This is a genomic window from Paenibacillus sp. FSL W8-0187, assembly GCF_037969755.1.
Taxonomy (GTDB): Bacteria; Bacillota; Bacilli; order Paenibacillales; family Paenibacillaceae; genus Paenibacillus_AQ.
In genome coordinates this window covers 6,294,144-6,311,497 of record NZ_CP150206.1, presented here as the reverse complement: position 1 = coordinate 6,311,497, position 17,354 = coordinate 6,294,144, and the positions used below count along the sequence as shown (strand labels likewise).

Annotated in this window: 17 protein-coding genes and 1 riboswitch; of the genes, 12 read left to right on the top strand and 5 right to left on the bottom strand. The window is 50.0% G+C overall.

Features of this window, described 5'->3' with window-relative positions; all coding sequences use genetic code 11:
• The first annotated feature begins 56 nt into the window (after nucleotides 1-56).
• A complete protein-coding gene (locus MKY48_RS28655) occupies nucleotides 57-2,111 on the top strand; it encodes a penicillin-binding protein 2 (RefSeq protein WP_339267999.1) in 2,055 nt (684 codons plus the stop codon).
• Between the two features lie 61 nt (nucleotides 2,112-2,172).
• On the opposite strand, the gene MKY48_RS28650 is transcribed toward MKY48_RS28655, so the two are convergent.
• Nucleotides 2,173-2,634: an SRPBCC family protein gene (locus MKY48_RS28650; protein ID WP_339291773.1), complete on the bottom strand. Its 462-nt coding sequence runs from the start codon at nucleotides 2,632-2,634 to the stop codon at nucleotides 2,173-2,175.
• A 261-nt stretch (nucleotides 2,635-2,895) separates the two neighbouring features.
• Between MKY48_RS28650 and MKY48_RS28645 the strand changes: the two genes are divergently transcribed.
• From MKY48_RS28645 to MKY48_RS28635, 3 genes are read left to right on the top strand one after another with little or no spacing between them, the layout of a single operon-like run.
• On the top strand, nucleotides 2,896-3,642 hold the full coding sequence (locus MKY48_RS28645) for a Cof-type HAD-IIB family hydrolase (RefSeq protein WP_076324853.1): 747 nt from the start codon (nucleotides 2,896-2,898) through the stop codon (nucleotides 3,640-3,642).
• A 7-nt stretch (nucleotides 3,643-3,649) separates the two neighbouring features.
• Nucleotides 3,650-4,129: a DUF456 domain-containing protein gene (locus MKY48_RS28640; RefSeq protein WP_076324907.1), complete on the top strand. Its 480-nt coding sequence runs from the start codon at nucleotides 3,650-3,652 to the stop codon at nucleotides 4,127-4,129.
• Between the two features lie 56 nt (nucleotides 4,130-4,185).
• Complete coding sequence (locus tag MKY48_RS28635) at nucleotides 4,186-5,811, top strand: polysaccharide biosynthesis protein (protein WP_339267993.1); 1,626 nt, start codon at nucleotides 4,186-4,188, stop codon at nucleotides 5,809-5,811.
• Nucleotides 5,812-5,894: 83 nt separating this feature from the next.
• Here MKY48_RS28635 and MKY48_RS28630 read toward each other — a convergent pair whose 3' ends face one another.
• On the bottom strand, nucleotides 5,895-7,286 hold the full coding sequence (locus tag MKY48_RS28630) for a DUF2515 family protein (protein ID WP_339267991.1): 1,392 nt from the start codon (nucleotides 7,284-7,286) through the stop codon (nucleotides 5,895-5,897).
• Nucleotides 7,287-7,424: 138 nt separating this feature from the next.
• Here MKY48_RS28630 and MKY48_RS28625 point away from each other — a divergent pair, with 138 nt between their 5' ends.
• The 7 genes from MKY48_RS28625 (at nucleotide 7,425) to MKY48_RS28595 (ending at nucleotide 14,121) form a co-directional block, all read left to right on the top strand.
• A complete protein-coding gene (locus MKY48_RS28625) occupies nucleotides 7,425-7,769 on the top strand; it encodes a thioredoxin family protein (protein ID WP_076324850.1) in 345 nt (114 codons plus the stop codon).
• 244 nt (nucleotides 7,770-8,013) lie between these two features.
• On the top strand, nucleotides 8,014-8,988 hold the full coding sequence (locus MKY48_RS28620) for a COX15/CtaA family protein (protein ID WP_339267988.1): 975 nt from the start codon (nucleotides 8,014-8,016) through the stop codon (nucleotides 8,986-8,988).
• 464 nt (nucleotides 8,989-9,452) lie between these two features.
• Nucleotides 9,453-10,172, top strand: a complete 720-nt coding sequence (locus MKY48_RS28615; RefSeq protein WP_339291772.1) for a Cthe_2314 family HEPN domain-containing protein — start codon at nucleotides 9,453-9,455, stop codon at nucleotides 10,170-10,172.
• A 121-nt stretch (nucleotides 10,173-10,293) separates the two neighbouring features.
• Nucleotides 10,294-10,440: riboswitch (SAM riboswitch) on the top strand.
• A gap of 107 nt (nucleotides 10,441-10,547) precedes the next feature.
• Nucleotides 10,548-11,564, top strand: a complete 1,017-nt coding sequence (locus MKY48_RS28610) for a methionine ABC transporter ATP-binding protein (protein WP_076324847.1) — start codon at nucleotides 10,548-10,550, stop codon at nucleotides 11,562-11,564.
• Nucleotides 11,564-12,232 carry a methionine ABC transporter permease gene (locus MKY48_RS28605; RefSeq protein ID WP_076324846.1) on the top strand — a complete coding sequence of 223 codons (669 nt, stop codon included), beginning with the start codon at nucleotides 11,564-11,566 and terminating at the stop codon, nucleotides 12,230-12,232. The genes MKY48_RS28610 and MKY48_RS28605 overlap by 1 nt, the downstream gene beginning before the upstream one ends.
• Before the next feature lie 68 nt (nucleotides 12,233-12,300).
• Nucleotides 12,301-13,143 (top strand): MetQ/NlpA family ABC transporter substrate-binding protein, encoded by an 843-nt coding sequence (locus MKY48_RS28600; RefSeq protein WP_339267983.1) that lies wholly within the window; start codon nucleotides 12,301-12,303, stop codon nucleotides 13,141-13,143.
• 204 nt (nucleotides 13,144-13,347) lie between these two features.
• Nucleotides 13,348-14,121: an SDR family oxidoreductase gene (locus tag MKY48_RS28595; RefSeq protein WP_076324844.1), complete on the top strand. Its 774-nt coding sequence runs from the start codon at nucleotides 13,348-13,350 to the stop codon at nucleotides 14,119-14,121.
• A 191-nt stretch (nucleotides 14,122-14,312) separates the two neighbouring features.
• Here MKY48_RS28595 and MKY48_RS28590 read toward each other — a convergent pair whose 3' ends face one another.
• On the bottom strand, nucleotides 14,313-14,558 hold the full coding sequence (locus tag MKY48_RS28590; protein WP_006212609.1) for a NifU family protein: 246 nt from the start codon (nucleotides 14,556-14,558) through the stop codon (nucleotides 14,313-14,315).
• A gap of 82 nt (nucleotides 14,559-14,640) precedes the next feature.
• On the opposite strand from MKY48_RS28590, the gene MKY48_RS28585 reads away from it, so the two are divergent.
• Nucleotides 14,641-14,889 carry a YuzB family protein gene (locus tag MKY48_RS28585; RefSeq protein WP_339267980.1) on the top strand — a complete coding sequence of 83 codons (249 nt, stop codon included), beginning with the start codon at nucleotides 14,641-14,643 and terminating at the stop codon, nucleotides 14,887-14,889.
• Between the two features lie 50 nt (nucleotides 14,890-14,939).
• On the opposite strand, the gene MKY48_RS28580 is transcribed toward MKY48_RS28585, so the two are convergent.
• Nucleotides 14,940-15,998, bottom strand: coding sequence for an FAD-dependent oxidoreductase (locus tag MKY48_RS28580; RefSeq protein ID WP_076324842.1), 1,059 nt, complete (start codon nucleotides 15,996-15,998; stop codon nucleotides 14,940-14,942).
• A gap of 157 nt (nucleotides 15,999-16,155) precedes the next feature.
• Entirely contained in the window at nucleotides 16,156-17,262 is a 1,107-nt protein-coding gene (gene mqnE / locus MKY48_RS28575) for an aminofutalosine synthase MqnE (RefSeq protein ID WP_098748869.1), read from the bottom strand.
• Between the last annotated feature and the right edge of the window lie 92 nt (nucleotides 17,263-17,354).

The window sequence follows — 17,354 nt, the reverse complement described above, 5'->3', positions numbered from 1 at the left end:
GGGGCGTTTATGTTAATATGGGTTTATGTGATTGTGGATAAAGGGGAGAAGCATACGTGAAAGGGTTTAGGCCGGATAAGCGCAAACAAGAAGAACGAGATGCCGGCAGTCAGTTTAACTTGCGGGTTAATCTATTTTTTTTCAGCACTTTTATCATATTCTGTGTCGTTATTATACGTCTTGCTATACTGCAGTTCGTTGAAGGGCCTGAGCTAAAAGAGCTCGAAACCGGTGGGCAGGTTAAAAATTTCCCGCTTCAGCCGATCCGGGGCAGCATCGTTGATGCTTCCGGTACGCCGCTTGCATACTCAACACCCTCCCAAGCACTGTATTTAACGCTGTTAAAGGATTACAGTTCATCCGAACGAGGGAAGAAGAACCGTCCGGAGATCGAAAAGCTGGCCGAGGAAATGGTCAAGGTCTTCGAACAATATGGTGATCCAAAAGCCGAAAAGTTGACAGTGGATGATGTGATCAAAGCGATGGACCTGGAATTTAACAAGCAGCCGGGTTATGAGCCGAGACGCATTAAGGCAGATCTTTCGACTAAAGAAGTGGCTTACTTCATGGAGCATAAGAACGAGTACCCTGGAATAGAGGTTGTTGAAGAAAGCCAGCGTCAATATAACCAGGATAAAATTGCCGTTCAAACGATTGGTTATTTGAAAGAGTTCCGCGGAATTAAGACACTGGAAAAATATAAAGAGATTGATGAGCAGAACAAGAAGCAAAAAGATCCGGGACTTATCTACACGGAGCAGGAGAAGGTCGGTGTAGACGGACTCGAAATGATGTTCCAGGATGAGCTGCGCGGCAAGAACGGATATATCGGGATTCCGATTAATCCGCAGAACATGGCGGACGGGGTGCCGACCATGATTGCCCCGGAGAAGGGCTACAATATTCATACGACGATTCATAAGGATATTCAGAAGGTTACCCAGCAGGCGATCATTGATCAGCTGAAATGGCTTCACGCCAATACGGTTTCCGGTAAAACGCATCCGAATGCGCAAACGGGTTATGCCGTAGCGATGGAGGTGGATACCGGGAATATTGTCGCCATGGCCAGCATGCCGGATTATGATCCGAATGTATGGGAGAATGGGAGCGATGATTGGGAAACGGTCATGAAGTATTATGGCAACGGAACGATTTCTCCATATAGTTCCGGTCGATCCGGCAACAATCTGGAATCGGTCGTGCTGCTCGGTTCCACCATGAAGCCTTTGACAGTATTGATTGGACTTAATGAAAAATTGTTCGGGCCGAACGATTATTATTATGATGGCGGTGCAGCATTCTTCGGTAAGGATAATACGAGAGTCCGGAACTCGGGCGGTAGAGCCTACGGATCTCTGAATGCGAGACAAGCGATTGAGCACTCCTCCAACGCCTTTATGGTTGACTGGATCGGGGAACGACTGTATAACAAGTACGGCTCCAAATCCGTTGAAGTATGGGATAGATACATGAAGAAATTCGGGCTCGGGGTATCTACCGAATCCGGTCTGCCGAAGGAGCATAAAGGAATCATCGAGTATACCAATATCGAGCAGGCGGGAAGTTATCTGGCTGCCATGGCATACGCTTCATTCGGACAGTCCGGTAAATATACGACGCTCCAATTGGCACAGTATGCCAGCACGCTTGCCAATCGGGGAGAACGCATTCGGCCGCAGCTTGCGAGCAAGATTGTAGATCAGGACGGCAATGTGATCAAGGAATTCAAGCGTGAAGTATTAAATAAAGAGGAATTCCCACAGCAGTACTGGAACGAAGTCATTGCAGGGATGAATACGCAGGGACTTCGAGCTTTTGAAGATTTTAAATATGATTTTGCACGGAAAACAGGAACATCCGAGCAGGATATTTATAAAAACGGTTCTCGGATCAGGGTGGAAAACGGGGTGTTCATCGCTTTTGCACCACGGCAAAATCCGAAGCTGGCCGTCGCCGTCGTCATACCGGAAGCAGGCTTCGGTTCCCAGAGTGCCGCGCCGGTTGCCCGCAAAATTTTCGATGCTTATGACGAAATTTACGGACTCGACGGTACGCCGCACCCTAAACAAACCGGGGGTGAGAATGAGGAAAGCAATCCGAACCAATAATAGGAAGCGACAAAACGGCAGCCAAGAGCCCTCAATGGGTTGGCTGCCGTTTCTTTATCCGTTACACATGGGCGTCAGGGGCTTTGTCCGCTACCAGATTCAGGACGACGTTAAACTCCAGCAGCGCTTTGAGGCCGCAGAGCACCATGGTGTATCCTCCCATGGAATCGATAGCTCCCTGCACCATTTCATCCGCACTGCCTGTAAATCCGGAGTGGGTAATGGCAACGAAGGTCTCATGATCGCCCCGTGGCGTGAATGTCCATTCGGTTTGGGTCCGGTCTGAAGACTCGATCGTGATGCGGCGATTCACTTCGATATGTTGAACGTACACGTCATCATGTACCCCATACATCTCCCAATCCCAGCGGATATGACGGCCTTCCTCAAGCCTGCCGCTGCTTTTGGTAAACCAGAACTTGGTTGTAATCTCAGGGTCGATGAAAGCCTCGAATACCTGGGCTACCGGTCTTCGAATGAGCATCTCTGCCGTCACGACGGGGTTCTCATTAGGTTTGGACATATGATTTTATGACTCCTTTCAGGGTTGTTTTCAGTAAATATCGTAGCACAAAGGAAGTCATATTCTTTCTTTCACATCGCTTATTTATTTCAAGGGTCGTGTGATTGGTTCGAGCGCGTGGGGAAATTCTCATTGTGGCTAGGCTTTATCTCAGTTTTGGCCTGTTAGGTGGCTGCTATTCATGGGGGGATGTTTTGACACCCTGCCTTTTGTGGTAAAATGTCGTTATGTTTGCTGATGATTCGTAAGGGGGTTAATACCATGAAATATAAATATCGGTTGTTGGCACTGGATATGGACGGTACGCTGCTGCGGGACGATCATGAGGTGTCGGAGGAAACGGTGAAGTGGATCAAGGAAGCTGTACGGCACGGCATTCACGTCTGCCTCTCGACAGGTCGTCCGTTTCAGGATGCCTATCCGTATGCCAAACAGCTTGAACTGACGACACCGATGGTAACGGTGAACGGCGGCGAGGTATGGCGTGCGCCATATGAATTGCACCGCCGGGCGCTGCTCGACAGCAAGCTCGTGGAGGAAATGCACGCACTAGCCATTGAAACCGGGTCATGGTTCTGGGCGTATTCAGTAGAAAGATTATATAACTCTGAGAATTGGATCGGCGATGTCGCGAATCAGGAGTGGCTGAAGTTTGGTTACAACACGAATGATCATGAGGTACGCCACAACATTCTGATGCGCCTGCAGGATATGGGAGGACTGGAGATCACGAACTCCTCGCCGGATAACCTGGAAATCAATCCGCAGGGCGTTAACAAAGCGACCGGAATCGGACAGGTGTGCGAGCTGCTCGGAATTAGCATGTCCGAAGTCGTAGCCGTAGGTGACAGCCTGAACGACCTGGCTGTGATTCAGCAGGCCGGACTCGGCGTGGCTATGGGCAATGCCCAGCAGACGGTTAAGGATGAAGCGGACCTTGTGGTTTCCAGCAACAATGAGGACGGCATCGTTGAGGTCATCAGGGATCATATTTTGATCGAAGGGTGAGATGTTGATGGACATATTGGGCTGGATTATTGTCATCGCTCTGTTTATCATTGGGATGGCCGGGGCGATTTACCCTATTCTGCCGGGGGTTATCGCCATTTACCTGGCGCTGTTTGTTTACGGCTGGTTCTTTACATTTGAGCATTACAATGCATGGTTCTGGATTATTCAGACGATCATTCTGGTGGTGCTCTTCATTGCCGATTATGCGGTTAACGCCTGGGGTGTTAAGAAGCTCGGCGGTTCCAAAGCCTCGATATGGGGCAGCACGATCGGACTGATTATCGGACCGTTCGTTATTCCCGCTTTTGGATTGATAATTGGACCATTCCTTGGGGCATTTCTGGGTGAAATGCTGGCAGGCTCGGGACCAAGCAAATCCATGAAGGTTGGTTTCGGATCGGTCATTGGCTTGTTCAGCAGCATTGTGGTGAAGATTATTTTACAGCTCGCGATGATTATTATTTTCTTCATTTGGGTTTTCTAATAGACGCTTAGGAATCGCTGTAAGAGGCGCTTTGGAGGAGAAAGAAGGGTACGGTTTTGTCAAAGAAAGAGTCATTTATTAAAGGCACGATCATCTTGGCCGCTGCTGCGCTGGTAGCCCGCGTGCTGGGTCTTGTCCAGCGGGTGCCGCTGGAACATATGCTGAACGATATAGGGGACGCTTCATTTACGATCGCCAATAACGTATATTTAATGCTGTTAACGGTAGCAACGGCAGGCATTCCCAGCACACTCAGCAAAATGGTATCCGAGCGTCATGCTTTGAATAAGCCTGCGGAGGCTCGGCGTGTCTATCATGCTGCACTTATTTTTGCCGGGGTAGCGGGTATTGTCATGACGCTGCTGCTATATTTTGGAGCTCCTTATTATGCTACCCATATTTCTAAGCAGCCGGAGGCAGCCGCGGCCATTCAGGCACTCGCCCCAGCGCTGCTGCTGTTTCCAGCCATCGCGATGATGCGAGGATACTTCCAGGGACGTAATAACATGACAGCTGGCGGCATATCTCAGATCATCGAGCAGATTGCACGGGTTCTGACAGCCATCGGCTTGGCCTATGTGCTGCTGCGGATGGGATACGACGATACCTGGATTGCGGCCGGAGCTTCCTTTGGTGGCGTACTCGGCAGTATCGGCGCGTTTGCAGTCATGCTGTACTTCACGGTTAAACTTCGCCGAAGCGATCGTGAGCTCAAGATGCCGGCGGCGGACCGTTCCATTCCGCTTGGCGGGATATACCGGGATATATTCACGCTGTCCATACCGATTGTGCTGTCTTCCCTGGCAGTTCCGGCTGTTAACTTCATTGACAGCTCTATAGTGAAGCCGCTGTTGATCGGGCAGATTGGTTTGGATCAGGCGACAGCAGCCCTCGCGGTGCTTGGGAACCGGGCTCAAAGCGTGGCGGGGATTCCGCCGATTCTAGCCATTGCCCTCAGTACCTCGCTTATTCCGATCATCTCTGCGGCTTTTGCGAAGAAGGACCAGGAGCATTTGGAACAGCAAGTATCGCTGGCTATGCGTATAGCCATATTGACGGGGATGCCGATGGTGATTGCGCTATGCGTGGCATCCTATTCCATTAATGGATTGCTGTTTAGTTCCTTGGGCGGCAGCGGGATTATTGGATTTCTGACGTTCGGTACGATTTTCCAGATCACGATGATGACTACAAATTCCATTCTTCTTGGAATCGGCAAGGCCAAACTCTCGATGATTCACGTGATGATCGGGGTTGCAATCAAGCTTGCAGCCAGCTTCCTGCTTGCCCCGTTCTTTGGGATCTACGGGATCATAGGGAGCACGGCGCTCTGTTTCCTTGTTATTACGATACTGAATATAAGATCGATTAAAGCGATTGTATCCTTCTCCATCCTGGGCAAACGCTGGACGGGCTTCTTGTTGACGGTGATTGCCGCCGGGGGAATTGGATATGGCCTGAATCTGGCCGGTATTCAAATGGTTGATATCATGCCGGCACGGTTGGCCTTCCTGCTGACTTGCCTGGTTGTAGGCGTGGCCGTGGTCATTATATATCTTGTCCTGCTGGTGGTGTTTGGCGTATTGCGGCAATCGGAGCTGAGCAGTTACCCGCGCCTTTTGCAGAAAGTGTTCCGTCCGCTTATGAGACTGCAGCCTGCACGAATGCGGAAGCGGGGATAAAAACATATACTTAGTTTCACTTATCGTGTGAATAGAACCGAATGGAGACCATCCTTGTAGTATCGGGACGGTCTCTTTCCATTTTAATGCCGATGGAACTGATCAGACACATCATGCACGATGGAGGTTTTCTCCAGAGCGGCCCGATGGGCATGGGTGATATCCGGCAGCAGCGGCCGTAACGGTTTACGAATATGCCTAAACATCGCCGGGCCCTGATACCAGTCGTACCGGGGAATCGGCTCGGGGGTCTCATCCTCCCAGATCTCATCAAGATAAGGGCTGTACAGACGCTGGCCATCGGGCAGCCATTCTGATGTGATGAGGTCAGATCCCGCGTGGCCATGATTCATGGCTTGCTCAAGTGTCGGTGTAAATAAGGCCGGCCAATATTCGGCGCGCGATCCCTGATGCTTGGTGGATCGTGCGAATGCCAGCACCGCGCGGTATATCTCCTCATACCCAAACAATAAAGCATACAGCGAACGGCCTGCCTTGATCCGAATGGACAGGTCGTCAAACTTGGGTAAGGTAAGTCCGGCCAGCGGCCTGGCTGGGGATAAGGGCTTCTGGGCAGGGCTTTCGCCCGACTCTGTTCGATGGACTTGACCCAGTGGAAACACGATTTGATTCAACCGGGTCAGCTCATGCATCCGAAAGAAGGGATCCTGTAGAATATGCTGTAGGTAAAAAGGGTGTCTCGCCACACGCCCCTCAATATAGTTCTGCTCATTAATGATCAGGGCTACCGTAAGCAGCGAACTGCTCTGATCCTGCCAGAACTGCTCCCAGAACGGTGTCATGAACGCTGAAACATGAAAGTGGGGGAGCAAATGAAATAGGGGCTTACCCTTTTTTCGACTGTGTATATAGAGCAGCAGCTGGGGATAGGCGTCCTGGAAGATCAGTGCATTGCAGCGCTCCAGGAAGCGATACAGGTTGTTCTTAAATGTCGGATTCATAAGATCCGACATCAATCCACCCTTCAGATCACTCATATTCCACCCGGCATTACGCGATACCATGTGGGCCAGAAAGGCCCAATGCAGCTCAGGTTGTGATACATAGCAGTCCCAATAGGCTTGCGTACGGGTCACGTTACTTCGGTTGGCTGCAGCTGTGGCCTCTTGAATATGATGACTCAACTCCTGCTCTTCTGGAGATAGCTGAACCTCTGGACCGGTCTCATGAATCCGAATATCGCTATACCCTTGCATGGAAGGGAGCGGAAACGGGGAAACGCTCTGCTGCAGATAGGGATGGGAGGAGAGGATATCCTTGAGCTGCCTGCGAATCGTTCTAACGGCTGTGTAGTCCCAATGCAATTCGTTTCTGCTTGTCCGGAGCTTTAAGGAGAATCGCCACGATGCGATCATCCCCGACCATGATTCGGTCAGGGCTTGCGGAATAGCTGCCGTCCATGACCATACATACTTGCCCCGGTTTTTATTATCATTGACTCCATTCGAGTGCATTCGGGGGTCACCTGCACTTTCTGATGGTTAATCCCAGCCTGTGAGCATCATAATGTCAGTATGCTCTAAAATTTGACTTCCACTCAACATTTTGATTCACTAAGGGTGAAGGAACTCGACGTAAAGGGGAGATAATCAATGGAAAAAATCACTTCAGAAGCAGAATTTCAGGTTGCAATCCAGTCTCCGCGACTGACTGTTGCCGTATTTAAAGCAGACTGGTGCGGCGATTGCAAGTTTATCGATCCATTCATGCCGGAGGTTGAGACAAAGTTCTCAAACCAATTGACTCTGGTTGAGGTTGACGTCGATGCTGTCGGTGACGTGAGTCAGCAGCAAAATATTATGGGTATCCCTAGCTTTGTTGCATACTCCGACGGACGCGAGTTGGTTCGCTACGTTAACAAACTCCGCAAATCGCGCCAGGAGATTGAAGATTTCCTGCAGCGTGCCGTGGACGTATACAGTACGATTCATAAGTAAGAGTGACTATAGCACCGCCGCCTTGATCTATAACTGGCGGCGGTGTTGTTTTACATATCAGTTAGAGGTAGGGTGAAGAAGTCAAGTACCTGTATCATGAAGGTTTTTCTCATTTTTGAACATTTTGTCACAATCGCTCAAGTGACCGTAGCGGTAGAATCAGGTATAATGAAATGTGGACTGTGTACGATGCGATCCCGTAAAGGTTTAAATAGTGAATGATTATGAGCAGCAGGTGAGATAAGTGAATGATAAACAATTAAAATGGCTGAGTTACATAACATGCTTAATTATGTTCTTCGCGACGTTCGGAGGCATGGTTGTGACAAAGACGGGCTCGGGACTCGGTTGCGGCCAGGAGTGGCCGCTGTGCAACGGTAAATTTGTTCCCGCTTACACGGTATCCTCCATGATTGAGTATTCCCACCGGGCTGTCAGCGGAATGGCGGGGTTGGCCGCGCTGGCTTCGCTGATTGCGTTCTGGAAGTACAAGCGGGATCGCCGGGATTTGATGGCTTATGTTATCGGGACCTCGGTATTCGTTGTAGTGCAGGCGATCATGGGTGCGCTTGCGGTGGTTAAACCTCAATCGGCTGCGATTATGGCGCTGCATTTTGGCTTCTCGCTGATTGCTTTTGCTAGCTCCGTCATGCTGGCTCTGGGTATGCGGCGGGTAGAACAGGCGAAGGGGCCCGTAGACTTGGAACGTCTGCCTCGGGTAAGCAAGGGTTTCCGTAATTTAGTCTGGGGCACAACCCTGTATAGCTATATCGTCGTTTATATTGGTGCATTCGTCAGCCACACCGATTCTAGAGAAGGTTGCTCGGGCTGGCCGCTGTGTAACGGGGAAGTGATCCCGGAGCTGGGCGGTGGGGTCGGCATCGCCTTTATGCACCGGGTGGCAGCGCTTCTGCTGCTGGTCGTGGTTGCGGTGATGGGGCATTTTGCATATTGGCGTAACCGCGACAACCGGGAGATACAGATGCTGGGCATCTCGGCAACCGTGCTCTGCTTGCTGCAAGTGTTTAGCGGTGCCCTCATTATGGCAACGATGCATAACGAGGAAGTTTACGTATTCTCCGCGCTGGGACATACACTGCTGATCTCGGCCTTATTCGGCGTACTCTGTTATTTAAGTGTCAGGGTATGGCAGCTCAGCAAGCCGGTTAAAGCCGAAATGCGGCCGGATCATAGCATGTCTCGTGAAAAGATTGTATAAAAAAGAAGCGAAAATCATTAAACGAAAAGGATCGAATTTAAGGCAACATCGTTTATGCAAAGTCCCCGAACCAGCGTTCGAGGGCTTTGTTGTATAGTGAGGAGGGAAGTGGATGATAGCCAAAACTTCCGCTCGACCTGTCCGATATCAAGGAGACGCTGGAAGCAGTATTGAAAAGGTTTGATCCCGCAACGGATTAGTTTATATTTATTAAGATTGACGAAGGCGATATCCTGGGGGATATCTGAAAGTCGCCCCATTCTGTGGGTTGTCTGGCCGTTTCGGGGGCATCCTATAAGAACAATCCTCTGGTCATGAATGCACGAATGAAATCGGGATACCTGAATGAGTTATTCCCGCGTGAGGATATCGTGAAGACGGTTAAACGCGGTGGAATCACTATTTTGACAAATAGCGGTCCAAGAAGAACCAAGATTAATTTGATGACGCGAGGGGGTACCGCCATGCTTCGAATGTTACTTGGGGAACAGCCCCGACACAATAACGGACTGCTTGAGGAAGCCATCGAATCGATGGTCCAAACAACCCGGCTGCTGCAGAAGGAAATGGAGAAAAATCAGGATCCGACGCATGACTTTCGCAAGCTTGAGATTTGGACCCGGGGGTTGATCGTTTCCCTGGATGAGCTGGAACAGAGCTGGAATGCGGCAAGGCATTTCAGTCAATCGGTCAAATCGGGTTACATCGATGACATGTCGATTCAGGAGCAAGGGGAATATCAACGATATGTGTATTTTTACAAAAACAGCTTCATACGCGTATTCTCGATCCTTGATAAGCTGGGGACGGTGCTGAACGATTTGTACGATCTTCATACCTCTAAGGTGAAGGCGCATTTCTCATATTTTACGGTCCTGCGGCAGTTTAAATTCCTGAAGGCCCACGGAGAGCTGGCCAAAGAGCTGGAAGCGATCAAGGAGCGTTACAAAACGCCGCTGAACACACTTCGGAAACGGCGCAACGCCGAAATCCATTACATGAATTCCGAGATGCAGGATGATTTATGGCAGCGTCATCAAGGGCTGTCGGACAAGATCGAGCTGGAGGATATCGATCAGCACCTGGACGATCTCAAACAAGGTGTCGATATGGTATGCCGGAGTCTGGCGGCCTCTTATAAATATACGAACGAGCTTTGGGGGAAAAATGGAGTCAGGGCTTAGGCACAAAATCGCCATGAAATTCCTTTTGACAAAAACCTGAAAAGAATCTATACTAACTATTGCATTCATTAAATGTTATTAAATCAGATCAAATTAATCGGAAAAATTTCATATCGATGTTTTCTTATCGAGAGAGGCGGAGGGACAGGCCCGATGAAGCCCGGCAACCGACTCCAGCGTGTAATTGCTTAACGCAGTGACGCTTGGAGTGACATGGTGCTAATTCCTTCAAAGCTACAGGATATCCCTTGGCTTTGACAGATGAGAAAAGGCGTTGACTTTTACGTAAAGAGGGCCCTTTTTGATTCTACAAAAAGAGGCTCTTTTCTTTTGGGTAAATAGATATGAAGCTACGGAAAAAGGAGGATTATCGGATTGATTGAGCTCAAGCAATTGACGAAGCAGTACGGAAAAGCCGGAACCTTAACCACTGCGTTGTCCGAATTGGATTTGTCGATTGAAAAAGGAGAAATCTTCGGAGTCATCGGACACTCCGGTGCAGGTAAAAGTACATTGATCCGTTGTATCAATTTGTTGGAGCGTCCCACCTCGGGCGAGGTGTGGGTGAACGGTAAGAACTTAACGTCGCTTGGCAAGAAGCAGCTTCAGACGGAACGCCGCAAAATCGGCATGATTTTTCAGCACTTTAACTTGTTATCTTCCGCGACGGTGTACGATAACATTGCGTTTCCGCTGCGTCTGATCAAGACACCAAAGGCTGAAATGGAACGCAAGGTATCCGAACTGTTGGCTTTGGTCGGCTTGGAGGCACATCGGGACAAATACCCGTCCCAGCTATCAGGCGGGCAGAAGCAGCGGGTCGGCATAGCCAGAGCGCTCGCAAGCGATCCCGAAGTGCTGCTGTGCGACGAGGCCACTTCGGCGCTTGACCCGCAGACGACCGATTCGATCCTGCGCCTGCTGCTGGACATTAATAAAAAGTTTCATCTGACGATCGTGCTGATTACCCATGAGATGCATGTGATTCAGAGCATATGCGACCGGGTCGCCGTCATTCATCAGGGCGGCATTGTGGAGCAAGGGCCGGTAACGGAAGTGTTCCTGAAGCCGAAGCATGAAGTGACCCAGGAATTTATCCGCCAGGAGATGGACAGCGGCGAAGCGCTGCGGCTGGCCATTCAGGGCCAGGCGAACGGACCTTCGAGGGCGGTGCAGATTACGTTCCTTGGATCGAAAACGTACGAATCGATTCTGTCCCATACCGTTCATGAGACGGGCGTGAATTTTGCAATTCTGCAGGGCACGATCTCCACGATCAAAGAAACGCCGTATGGCCAGCTCATCGTCCGTTTCGAAGGGGAAGAGCGTGCCATAGAAGATACGATCCGGAAGCTGCTGGAACAAGGATTAGACGTGGAGGTGATTCATTAATGTTCGGGCTTGATTTTACCCAGATCGACTGGAAAGAGATATGGACGGCAACATTGGATACCCTTCGGATGCTGGGGGCTTCGGCATTGTTCAGTTTCATCATCGGACTGCCGGTTGGCGTGCTGCTCTACATGGCTGCAAGATCTACATCCGGTTTGGTGCGCTTCGGTTACACGATCCTGTCGTTCATTGTGAACATCCTGCGTTCGGTTCCGTTCATTATTCTGATCGTTGCAATGATCCCGATTACGAAGTCGCTCGTAGGTGTTTCGTACGGCGTGCTGGGAACCATTCCGCCGCTCGTGATCGGCGCTGCGCCATTCTTCGCTAGGCTCGTAGAAACGGCTTTAAATGAAGTGGATAAAGGCGTGATTGAGGCGGCTCATGCCATGGGCTCCTCGACAAGCCAAATCGTATGGAGGGTTCTCCTCCCGGAGGCACGTCCGGGCCTGCTGGCGGGGATGACCATCACGATTGTAACCCTGGTATCTTATACCGCGATGTCCGGTCAAGTCGGTGGCGGCGGTTTAGGAGATTTGGCCATCAAGTATGGCTATTACCGTTATGAGACCGAGATCATGATTCTGGCCGTCGTATTAATGATAGTGCTGGTACAGCTGCTGCAAATGGCAGGAGATCGTCTGGTCCGACATTTTACAAGAAAATAACGGGATGGATGAGGCATCAAGGAAGACAATATAAAAAATAATATATTTTCGGAGGGAGCGTTTTTAGAATGAAAAAATGGACATTGGCATTGATCAGCTTGACATTGGTTACGGTGCTGGCTGCGTGCGGCGGCAAGCCTGCGGATAAAGCAGCTGAGCCAGGGGGAACAACAGGAGGCGGCGCTCAAGAGACCGTAACCTTGAAAGTAGGCGCTTCGCCTTCACCTCACGCCAAAATTTTGGAGCATGTTAAACCAGCGCTTGAAAAAGAGGGCGTGAACCTGGAAATCGTGGAATTCACGGATTATGTTCTGCCAAATACGCAAGTGGACTCCAAAGAAATCGACGCGAATTTCTTCCAGCACAAGCCTTACCTGGATAACGAAATCAAAGAGCGTAAATTGAATCTTGAATCCGTGATCGCGGTGCATGTGGAGCCGCTGGGTGCTTACTCCAAAACCATTAAATCTGCGGATGAGCTGAAGGATGGAGCGGTTGTGGCGATCCCGAATGATCCTTCGAATGCAGGCCGTGCGTTGACTCTGCTGTCCAAGAATGGCGTAATTAAGCTGCAAGATGAAACCAAGCTGGAAGCTACCGCTAAGGATATCGTGGAAAATCCGAAGAACCTGGAGTTCAAGGAAGTTGAAGCCGCCATGCTGCCGCGTATGCTGGATGAGCTGGATCTGGCTGTCATCAACACGAACTACGCGCTTGAAGCGGGACTGGACCCAACAAAGGATGCACTCTTTATCGAAGACAAAGAGAACCCTTATGCCAACCTGCTGGTAGCTCGCCCGGACAACAAGGACTCCGACGCCATTCAAAAATTGGCCAAAGCGCTGACTTCCGAGGACGTGAAGACCTTTATCGAAGAAGAGTACAAAGGTGCTGTCATTCCGGCATTCTAATTCGAGCACCAAAGGCTCGATGATGCTGTAGATTAGTTCATCGTATCCGTGAAGAGAGGGCATTATCCAAAAGACCATGGGTCTTTATGGATAAGTCCTTTCTTTTTTTTTGTGTGGCGGCCATTCCTGGCCGGGTTGCAAGTTGTTAGGCTTTATCAAATCTTTTATACTGAAGGAAGGATATCCATCTGAGGAGGGAAAGCCTTGAAGGGAAAAGTGGCGCTGATTACAGGCAGTGCGACAGGTTTGGGGAAAATGACGGCGCTGTCGTTAGCTCGGCAGGGATGTCATTTGGCTATAAATTATGTAAACAGCAAGGATGAAGCGGAGGCGCTCTCCCGTGAAATCGAGGGGTTTGGCGTGAAGTCTATTGCGATTAAAGCCGATATCGCCAGCGAGCGTGAGCTGTATTCATTGGTGGATCAGACGGAGGAGCAACTGGGAAGCGTCGATATCCTGGTGAACAACGCAGGCCCTTTCATTCGGGAGCGTCGTCTGTTCTCAGAGTACAGCCGGGACGAAATCGTCCATATGGTGAATGGCAATTTAACCGGCGTCATGCTGCTGGACCACCGCGTTCTGCCTGCCATGCGGGAGAAGAAGTGGGGACGCATCATCCACTTCGGATTCGGACATGCCGGAGAAGCCCGCGCGTGGCCTCAGCGTTCAGCCTACGCGGCTGCTAAAGTGGGCCTGGTCTCCTTTACGAAGACGCTTGCGGTGGAAGAAGCACCGTATGGAATCACCGTGAATATGATCTGTCCTGGGGACATCCGCGGAGCAAATAAAGAGAAGACCATCGATGAAGTTTCGGGCATTCAAGATGGGCTGACCCCGCGCGGACGATCGGGAAGCGGGGAGGACATCGCCAGGGTGATCGAATATTTATGCCTGGATAATTCGGATTTCATTACTGGCAATATCATGGATATATCCGGTGGGCTGGACCCGATCCGCCCGTTGATTAAGCCGGAATAACATACAATAACCCCACAACAAAGTGGAGTCTATGCTTCGATGCTTATTTCCAATACTTTGCTGACCCCAAAACATATACATGCGATTAAAGAATGGCTTACGCTTCGCTGAAAACTTATTCATTCTTTTATCTCAAAAAAAGAGTCTTGGTTCCACGAGGGAAACCAAGACTCTTTATAGTTAAAGAAGATTTAGAATACTTGAACTACTTCTTGAATGCCTTCTACTTCTTCAACCAGGGCGCGTTCAATCCCTGCCTTCAGAGTAATGGTGGAGCTAGGGCAGCTACCGCATGCACCCATCAATTTCAGCTTAACGATGCCGTCTTCAACGTCAACCAGTTCCACGTCACCGCCGTCGCGCTGCAGGAACGGACGAAGTTTATCAAGCACTTCAGCCACTTCATCATATACAGTGGTTTGCGTGTTTTCACTCATCTTGTTCAACTCCTTTCCTCCCTATATTATAGTACATAAACCGGCAAAATAAAATGCCAATCTTAAGGCAGGTCTAATCACAATGTCCATAATCATTGAGTTTTGCACAAGCAATTCCTATTTTGGCACGGATAAAGTTCTACAGACGCTTGAAGCCAAGTATGATTGTCAGGTCATCGAATACGGCTGCCTGACCAACTGCGGCCAGTGCTACCTGATGCCCTTCGCTTATGTGGATGGCGAATGGGTCGAGGCTCCCACGGCTGAAGAACTGCTTGACGTTGTCATAGCCAAACTGGAAAGCTTTCAGGACAGCGAAGAGGAAAGCTGAGCCTGATTCCTGGCATATTCATCTACAAAGCGCCTGCAGCCTGCTCAGTGCTAGTAGTGACGCTTGGATTTCCAGAGAACGCCGCTCTTCAGTATCCTTGGTACCCGGCCCAGAACCGAGGTGCTGCCCATGAGTCCAAAGCCTGCATGTTTGCCGAGGGAACCGAGGGTTCCCTTGAGCTTCAGCGGAGATACCTTTGGCGTATCATCCCGCCATAAAGCTTTCATGACATGTCCCACTTGCTCGGCTTGAGCCCCAGCGGCTTGGGCGCTTGGGACGAACGGGAGGCTGGCGCAGTCGCCGATCACGTACACTTCCGGATGGGAAGGAACCTGATACCACTCGTTCAGCATAATGCGTCCGCTGCGGTCTTTTGGCAGATCCAGATCCTGTACGACCTTTACGGGCTGAATACCCGCCGTCCATACAGCCAGGTCGGTTGCGATTGGCACATCCAGATTGTACACGGCGTCCTTCTCAACTCGGGATACGGAAACGCCGCTGTGGATATCCACATGGTGTTCCTCAAACCAGCGATGAATATAAGCAGACAAACGGTTAGGAAAAGAAGAAAGTACCCGTTGTCCTCGGTCCAAGATGGCGATATTAAGGTCAGGCCGGCTTTCACGAAGATCGGCAGCGAGCTCGATGCCGCTTAAGCCTCCGCCAATGATATGAACATGACCATAAGGTCTGAGGTTGTTCAGGTGCAAATAGGTTTCCCGGGATGCAGAGAAAGATTGCAGGCTGAACGTGAATTCTTCAGCACCTGGTACTCCATGATAACGGTCCGTACATCCCAGAGCAATGGCGAGTTGATCGTATTCCACGGGATCGTTGTTCGTCAGGTTAACAAGCCTCTTCTCTAGATCAATGGATGTGACTTCACCATATACAATTTGGAGGCGGTCATACACCGGGAATTTAACACGAACGGCGGTATCGGCCACGGTGCCTGCTGCCAGCGCGTAATATTCGGTTTTGAGTCCTTGGTATGGCATGCGGTCGATGAGCACGACCTCCACGTCCGGAGGAAGATAGCCGCTGAATAATTCTTGAATTAGGGCAAGACCACCATAGCCTCCGCCGAGAATGACGAGCTTTTTCATAAATTTCTTCCTTTCTCAAGAGATAAGAAGGTGAGCGCCGATTCGCAAGAAAAACGCCGCTGGAAGCGGCTTAGGTTACCCACGCTATATTATCTCTTTAACCTGTTTTCCGTTTTTTGGAACGTCTCTCGTTTGCTTAAATCCCTGCTGGTAAGATTTATTCGTAAACCTTGATCTCGTTGTAGAAGGTATCGCGTTCAACCGGAATCCGGCCAGCGCCTTGGATGAGCCAGACCAGCTCTTTGCGTGTCAGCCCTTCCGGTGTTAAGGCTCCTGCAGCATGGCTAATACGTTCCTTGAGGATCGTACCATGGACGTCGGAAGCCCCGAAGCTGAGAGCAACTTGAGTTAATTGCGCCCCGATATTAATGAAGTACGCTTTGATGTGATCGATATTATCGAGCATCAAACGACTGATGGCAATGGTTTTCAAATCTTCGTAGGCCGAATTGCGGCGCATGATGCCTGCATTCTTATTCTTCGGCTGCATGGATAGGGGAATGAACACCATGAATCCGTTTGTTTCATCTTGAAGATCCCGAATTTGCAGCATATGGCGGATCCGGTCCTCGTGGCTCTCGATCGATCCGTACAGCATGGTGGTGTGTGTCTTCATGCCAAGCTTATGCGCGGTACGGTGAACGTCGAGGTATTGATCCACGTTCGCTTTGTCCACTTTCATCTTCTGACGATATTGGTCAGACAGAATCTCGGCGCCGCCGCCTGTTAAGGATTGAAGACCTGCTTTCTGCAGTTCCTGGAGTACTTCCTTTGTGCTAAGTCCGCTAATGCGAGTGAAGAATTCAATCTCCGCCGCCGTATAGGCTTTTAGCGTTACTTCCGGGAAACGCTCGTTCAATGCCTTCAGGGAATCTACATAGTACTGGAACGGCACATGGTTATTATGTCCGCCAACGATGTGAAATTCACGAATGCCGGGATGAATATGCTGCTCGACATATTCAATCATCTCAGCGCCGGAGAGGGTATAGGAGCCTTCCTCGCCTTGATCTTTCCGGAAATTACAAAAAGCGCAGTAGGATTCGCATACATTCGTGAAATAGAGACTCATGTTCTCTATGAAGTAAACTTTCTTCCCGTTCTTGCGCAAATTTGCTTCATTAGCCAGCTGCCCGAGGGTCAGCAGGTCATCAGTTTGGTACAAATACACACCGTCTTCAAGATTCAGGCGTTCGCCGCTTTGGACTTTCGCAACGATCTCGGCCATTCTCTGATCGGTAAATGGTGTCACAATTGTGGACATGTTCAATCCTCCTGTTCACACTTGATCTGCTTAGAAGATTCTGCAGAAAAGCGATCATAAAGTGAATCACTCCCCTAAGGGAACGGTCCGTT